This window comes from Halohasta sp. A2 (genome assembly GCF_056175805.1).
In genome coordinates this window covers 1-6880 of the sequence record NZ_JAQFWV010000111.1, presented here as the reverse complement: position 1 = coordinate 6880, position 6880 = coordinate 1, and the positions used below count along the sequence as shown (strand labels likewise).

At 53.2% G+C, this 6880-nt stretch carries 6 protein-coding genes; 4 read left to right on the top strand and 2 right to left on the bottom strand.

Annotation, left to right across the window (positions count from 1 at the left end; all coding sequences use genetic code 11):
- The first annotated feature begins 158 nt into the window (after window positions 1–158).
- From O2S87_RS17590 to O2S87_RS17575, 4 genes are all read left to right on the top strand, one after another.
- Window positions 159–398 (top strand): HNH endonuclease family protein, encoded by a 240-nt coding sequence (locus O2S87_RS17590; protein WP_475410052.1) that lies wholly within the window; start codon window positions 159–161, stop codon window positions 396–398.
- A 705-nt stretch (window positions 399–1103) separates the two neighbouring features.
- Window positions 1104–2438 carry a hypothetical protein gene (locus O2S87_RS17585; protein WP_475410051.1) on the top strand — a complete coding sequence of 445 codons (1335 nt, stop codon included), beginning with the start codon at window positions 1104–1106 and terminating at the stop codon, window positions 2436–2438.
- A 483-nt stretch (window positions 2439–2921) separates the two neighbouring features.
- Entirely contained in the window at window positions 2922–3539 is a 618-nt protein-coding gene (locus O2S87_RS17580; RefSeq protein ID WP_475410050.1) for a gluconate 2-dehydrogenase subunit 3 family protein, read from the top strand.
- Window positions 3536–5179 (top strand): GMC family oxidoreductase, encoded by a 1644-nt coding sequence (locus O2S87_RS17575; protein WP_475410049.1) that lies wholly within the window; start codon window positions 3536–3538, stop codon window positions 5177–5179. Before O2S87_RS17580 ends, O2S87_RS17575 begins: the two co-directional genes overlap by 4 nt.
- Window positions 5180–5335: 156 nt before the next feature.
- Here O2S87_RS17575 and O2S87_RS17570 read toward each other — a convergent pair whose 3' ends face one another.
- Together O2S87_RS17570 and O2S87_RS17565 are read right to left on the bottom strand one after the other, a co-directional pair.
- Window positions 5336–5731, bottom strand: coding sequence for a hypothetical protein (locus O2S87_RS17570; RefSeq protein ID WP_475410048.1), 396 nt, complete (start codon window positions 5729–5731; stop codon window positions 5336–5338).
- Window positions 5732–5897: 166 nt separating this feature from the next.
- Window positions 5898–6128 (bottom strand): nitric oxide synthase oxygenase, encoded by a 231-nt coding sequence (locus O2S87_RS17565; protein ID WP_475410047.1) that lies wholly within the window; start codon window positions 6126–6128, stop codon window positions 5898–5900.
- Between the last annotated feature and the right edge of the window lie 752 nt (window positions 6129–6880).

The following is a 6880-nucleotide window of genomic DNA, read 5'->3' as shown; positions in this document are numbered from 1 at the left end:
AGATCCAGATCGCTACAACCGGTTCTTCAATGAGATTCTGTGTGAATCACTCCACGAGAAGATTCACTGTACCGCCTCGGTTGAGGCTACTGGAGGTGAAGTCTAAACGGTTCTGAGACGCGACCAAAAAATACAGTGCATGGCCGGTTCAACTGGATATGACTGAGGGGGAGTTTACCCAAGTCAGAGATCAACTGGGGAATCTTACCCTACTGGAATCTAACAAGAATGCATCAGTTGGGGCAAACCCTTTTGAGAATAAGCAATCGGTCTATCTCAATTCCAAGTACAGCATGACGAACTCAATCGCTGAGGACTACGATGAATGGACTGGTGAAACTATTGAAAAGCGAACAAAAGAGCTAGCGCAAGCATGTGTGAACATTTGGTCGTTATAATCTTCTAATTGTATCTTCTATCTGGTCGTTAGGGGTTCTTCATCTTGAAGTCTGACCGGGCAATGAACTGTCCAGCGACTTCAGCTAGCTCCCGTGTTCGCTGGATATCTGCAAGGTTGTGTTCGAGCAGCGGAAGCCACGTACTGTCCTCGTATGCGTCGACAGCTTTAGCGCTATCGTCGAAGGGGTCACAGTCTCGTTGCCGATCAACACCTCGCAGACGCCAACAAGATCCTGCTGATCGTGTGTGTCGAAGCGGTCGACGATCTGCATCATATTGGCGTAGGCAACGTCTCCAAACGGCGTTCATGTCGTAGTTTAGGAACCGAGTCCGTCAGAAGAGGAGATCAAAGCCGCCATTCCCGGTCAAGCTATTGAACGCCGTGAGGTAGTGTCGGTCGCCGTCGAGTTGGTAGGTGGCGAATGAGGCGAGAGAATTGAGCAATGCTTTCTCGGGATCGAATATCTCTAGTTGGATAGTCTCAGAGAAACTCTCTAAAAAGGACGTATCCTGTCTAATCGCGTTATGCCTTAACTCGATTAGATTCTCGTGAGCATCTCAACCAACTAAAGTATGCTATACTATTGAAATACACTAAAAATTTCCTGAAAGTAATGTATTTTTGTCAATATAGTTGATGGTTTTAATACCTCGAATATCAGTGGACAGGATATATATATTTCCAGCCATATTCGGGAATTAGGATGGCTGACACTCTCACAGAGTCGTCTTTTACTTCCGATAGACGTGGTGTTTCTGCAGTGCTTGGCTTTATTCTAATATTTGGGATTCTTATGCTATCATTAACTACCTATCAAGCACAAATTGTTCCTCAAGAGAATTCAGCTACCGAATTTCAGCACTTCGAAGATGTTCGTGATGAAATGGTGGGTATCAGAAATTCGATCTCAACTGCAGGACAAACAGATATGTCTCAGTTTTCGGATCTCACATTGGGTACGAATTATCAATCGCGAACTTTTACCATAAATCCTCCCCCACCAAGTGGAACACTCCAAACTAGTGGAGAATATAACATTACAATCACAAATGGTTCAGCTACGACAAATATATCTACTCGATTTCTCGAATATCAGCCAGACTACTCTGAGATAGACGTTGGTTCTATATGGTATGAACATTCTGTATTGTATCTTGATGAACGGGACCGTGGTAATGGTGTGAGTATTATTGAGGATCAGAATATTCTCAAAGACAATACGGTTCGAATTACTGCTCTACAAAATCAGTTCAGAGAAGATGGCACCGAACAGATTGCACTTGAATCATATCCTCAAGAGGAACTCACCGATGGTGATGGAGATTTTCCCACAGGTTCGAATCTCTCCGTTACGATTCCAACCCGAGTAGACAATGAAACCTACTGGGATGATGAACTCGGTGGCAAGGATGAGTACGAAGGTGTCGATACTGACGCACGTGGAGAGGGAGTCCATGCACTCAATTTAACTGTTGATTCAGATGATCTTGAGGTGAATACCGTCGGAACCCGTTCGGAGCCGGATGAAGAGCCAGCAAAGAATGTTGACCCACAGAGGGGGGGTAGTTCAGATGATTCAGATGATGATGATTCAGAAAGTAATAATAAACAGTTGTTAGAATTTGATGAATTAAATACAGATGGAGAGGGTAGTATAATTGTTTTTGATATTAAAAATATAGCTGGTGAAAAACTTACTATTACTAATTTCTCAATTGATGCGACAGAAATTTCTAAGAACGCTCGGTTAGACGTTGGTAGAGGAGAGGTCGAACCTGACAACGATGATATAGCCGAAGTTGATGAGGACGAATATAAAGTAGATGGAAAAACATACGAGTTTAACAATCCTACGACGATTGACAGTGGTAGCTCTGCTCAAGTTAATATGCGTAAATTAATATCACAGCCAGGCAACGGTGATGATCTATCATTCGAACTAAATCAAGTAGAATCTAGTGAGAATGCAGATGTAATTGTAACTCTTGGAATTGAAAATGACGACCCCCAACAATTTTATTTTGAAGATGTCTCCTAATGAATTTCGTCTTTGATATGCATATCATCGTATTATGTCTTAACTCGATTAGGGTCTCGTGAGGACAGCATCATATACCGGGTCGATGGACTCCAAGTGGCCTATCTTTAATCGTCTTCTCTCGACAATGCGTCCATGGCCACCGATAGAGTCGATGGGAAGAACAGTATGTAGCTGCCTAACGGTCTCCGCTTTGGATCCTTCACCGAGATAAGTGATATCCACGTCGACGGGTCCCACCAATGCGTTGATCAGACTTAGGAGATGGTGTAGTACCTTCCTCTTGTTGCTGTATCTCACGTCGGTGTGCAACACTGAACAGTTCCTCGACAAGTCAGTTGAAAAGTAAGTCAAGGAGCTGGTCTTCGTGGAAATAACCAGCTTTGTGAGGTACTGGGATTTAACCATAAATTCTACCGCTGTCTATCGATTTACTAGAGTCATTCCAATAGATATAAAAATTTAGGCCAGCCTAATCCATCTATGGACGTAACGCGACGGGACGCGGTCGCAGCGCTGGCCGCACTCGGTGTGACCGCCCCAACTGCTGGCTGTGTTGCACCCACGGCCGACGATGACAGCGTTGGCGGCGCGGCCACCGGAACGGGCACCGACGAGGGCGACAACAATAGTGGTCCGGACGAGGAGGCGATCATCGGGACGTTGACCGCGGCCGCCGAGGTGCTGTACCCCTCTGAGGTCGACGGTATCGCTGAATTCGTCGAAACCTTTACCGAGGGACGGCTCGACGACGGTCCCCACGCCGAGGGGCTGGCGGCGGCCGTAAGCGAACTCGACGACCGTGCCGAGTCGTGGTACGATGGGCCGTTTGCCGACCTCAATACCGACGACCGTGATTCGTTGCTCCGCGAGGTGGGAGCCGACACCGCCGAGGAACACCCCGACGGGTCGGCCGTCGAGCGGGTGCGCTACTACGTCGTCAACGAACTCCTCCTCGCCCTGTTTGCCTCACCCACGGGCGGCGAGTTGGTGGGAATCGAGAACCCACAGGGCCACGCCGGGGGGATCGACAGCTACCGGCAGGGGCCGGATGCGGCCGACGGCGGGTCGGCGGCGCTGGGCGGAGGGCCGAAGGCGTGAGTCGATCACCTCCGGCCGGGAACGCGCGGCCCGCCGCCGGAGCCGATGATCGAAGTCCGGTCGACGACGCGGCTGTCTGTGTGATTGGCGCGGGACCTGCGGGCGCGCTGGTGGCGAGTAGACTGGCCGAGGCGGGCCACGAGGTGGTCGTCCTGGACGCAGGCCCACGGTTTTCCTCGGAGGATTACCTGGCCCGTCAGGAGCGGGCACTGCGGCCGTTTTACGACTTCCCGGCGGTCTGGGATGGCGACCCCGAACGCGACGCCCACTCCACTACGGGCCAATGGTCCTACCCGCTCAACCAGACCCGCGTGAAGGGGATCGGCGGGACGACGCTTTGCTGGCAGGGGTTGGTGATGCGGTTCCACGAAGACGATTTTAACAGCGAAAGCGAGCGTGGGGTCGGCGTCGACTGGCCCATCGACTACAGCGACCTGCAGCCCTACTACTCCGAAGCCGAAGCCGAACTCGGCGTCGCAGGCGGCGACAACCCCTTCGGGCCGCCGCGCGAGGAGCCGCGGCCCATGTCCGGCTTCGATCCCTCCTACAGCGATAGCCTGTTCGCCGAGGCCTGCGAGGAACTCGAAATCGCCATGCACTCGGTGCCCACAGCCATCAACTCCGAGCCCTACGACGGCCGCAGCGAGTGTGTGGGCTTCGGAACCTGCAAGCCGGTCTGTCCCACGGGAGCCAAATACGACGCGACCGTCCACATCGAACGCGCCGAGGCGGCGGACGCGACCGTCATCGATCGGGCGGCCGTCCAGCGACTCGAACACGACGCGGAGTCGGTGACGGCCGCCGTGTACGCTACTCCCGACGACGAACACCGACAGGAGGCCGACGCCTTCGTCGTCGCCGCCGGTGGCGTCGAGACCCCGCGTCTCCTCTTGCTGTCGGACTCCGACGACTATCCCGACGGCCTGGCGAACTCCAGTGGCCTCGTTGGCAAATTCTTCATGGACCACCTCTTTGCCGGAACGGGCGGGCTGCTCGACGAACCGACCCGCCAGGGCCACATCGGCTTTATGACCAGCGAGTGCCACCAGTTCTACGACGATGCTGGCGAGGAGCTGAATCCGTTCAAACTTGAGTTCCTCAACAACGACGGCCCCTCACCCGTCGAGCTAGCACTCACAGGCGAGGATTGGGGCGACGACCTCCTGGAGCGACTCCAGGATGACTACGGCAACCACATCGGGATGGGCGCGCTGGTCGAACAGCTCCCACGGGAGGACAGCTACGTCGGCCTCGACCCCGAGCGCACCGATAGCTTCGGCAACCCCGTACCGGACGTCCACTGGAACGTCGACGACCGCGCGTTGCGAACCATCGAACGAGCTAACGAGCTTCAGGAGCAGATTCTCGACGAATTGGGCGTGGAGATCACCTGGCAGGTTGGCCCCGACGACACCGGCCCGACTTCTCACCATATGGGGACGACCCGTATGGGAGAGGATCCCGCCGAGAGCGTCGTCGACATCGACTGCCGTACCCACGACCTGGACAACTGCTGGATCGCCTCCAGTTCCGTCTTTCCAACCGGCGGCGCGATGAACCCGACGCTCACCATCGCCGCGCTCGCGCTCAAGTGCGCCGAGAGCGTCGACGCTGTGATGACTGTTACGGACTCAAAATAAGATACCGCTATACCGCGGTTCCGGTCTTAACAGACGGATGTTTGTCGGATTGGAGTGTGCTTGCACGGAACTCAAAGTCATCAGACAGCACATACTTTGAGGCTGGAGGCTCCGCCTCGAATTATACTGAATTGATAATATTCGGCTATAGATAGTTCACGGACCCGTGGTCGCGTGTGTATCGCGGATGAACTGTATCACAGCGATGAGAAGGACGAGACAGATGACGATCATCGCGGCCTGTGAAACGACCGCGGTAGTCGATTCGACTGTTCCGCCGGTTAGCAATGCGATTATGTCCGGGATTCCACGTGTCGATCCCAACACTCCGAGCACCGCCAGCAGGCCGATTCCGTAGGCAGCCTGTCGTTGCCGATCTGTTCCTCGGTATCCCACGATACCCAAAATGGCGATGAGAGCGCCGAAGATGGTTGGGATGAACGCCGTGATACTCACAAAGTCGGAGAGCACGTAGGCACCAATGCCCAAGACGACAAGTGTGACTCCAAGCACGATACTCAGCATGAATGCGGACATCTCCGAGCTCCCCATGTACGGGGACTTCGTGCAGTGCAGGCGTATAGGTTTCTATACAGTGCCTCATGATGAGGAACGAGATGGCCGTCGAGTCCAGCAACTTCAGCCGCCCAGAGTCGTTTGTGGCCGTTGATGGTGGTTCCATCCTCACGAGCGACTGGGAATCCACCCGTAGGCTCTCTTAATCGGTCAACGGATCGTCTCGATAGAAGAAGTTCGGTGTTCGAACCGTCTCACCGTACTCATTGTCAAAGATGTGCATAGTTGAGGATGCATTAGGGGGCAGAAGCCAAGATCTATCACCGGTCACAGACCGGCCGGCCGCCGCTTCATCAGACTCAAATTGTTTGAACTGGTCGGACGCGGTGTGATGGTCAACGATTCGCACCCGATGTTTGTCGAACGAGTGCAAGACAGTTCGAAGTTCTTCATCTTGAAATCACGAGCGATGAACCTCCGGACAAGCTCAGCCAGCACACGAGTGCGCTGGCTGTCAGCAAGGTTGTGCTTCAACAGCGGGAACCACACAGTCTCATCGTAGGCGTTAACAGCCTCAACACGGTCCTCAGGGGAGGCCATTACTGATCAATATCTCGCAAACGTCGACGAGATCGCGGAGGTTATTATTTTATGCCGGTCGCAATTAACTTCGTCCGTGCTGGAGGAAGCCAGAGAATGGAGCAACACTTCCTCGGAGTCGAAACCAATTTGCATCGACTATGGCCCGGGAATCTGGTCGAGTGCCCGAGTTAACTCATCCCGATCTGGGAGCACTTAGATCTGACACTGCGTTTCTTGATCGCTGAATCGATCGCAAACGCGTACTCTTGATTCCCGTCCAATCGGTCGGTCACGTCGCAAAGCGGTCTAGAGTTTCGAGTGGGGGTTGCATAGACTACTCGGACTACTATCTCTAACGCTTTCTAAATCACGTACACTTGGTGCACGCCATTCTAACGCAGTATTTTCATTTGTACGAAGTACTGTCGAGACGCTCAGCGGCAAACTCTAGATGACTTTGCGACGCGACCAAGATCTTGGTCGCGTCTCAGGATCGTTTAGAACCAAGCCAACACTCACCGCAACGAAGTAGCAGTTGATACGTTAGAGGAAGGGGACTGTTTCGGTGCTAGAATGAAAGAGTCCCCAATCGAGATTACACTC

What these genes read in the sequence shown, in the direction of transcription:
- O2S87_RS17590 (WP_475410052.1), top strand. Translation starts at nt 159, where the DNA reads ATGACTGAGGGGGAGTTTACCCAAGTCAGAGATCAACTGGGGAATCTT.
- O2S87_RS17585 (WP_475410051.1), top strand. Translation starts at nt 1,104, where the DNA reads ATGGCTGACACTCTCACAGAGTCGTCTTTTACTTCCGATAGACGTGGT.
- O2S87_RS17580 (WP_475410050.1), top strand. Translation starts at nt 2,922, where the DNA reads ATGGACGTAACGCGACGGGACGCGGTCGCAGCGCTGGCCGCACTCGGT.
- O2S87_RS17570 (WP_475410048.1), bottom strand. Translation starts at nt 5,731, where the DNA reads ATGGGGAGCTCGGAGATGTCCGCATTCATGCTGAGTATCGTGCTTGGA.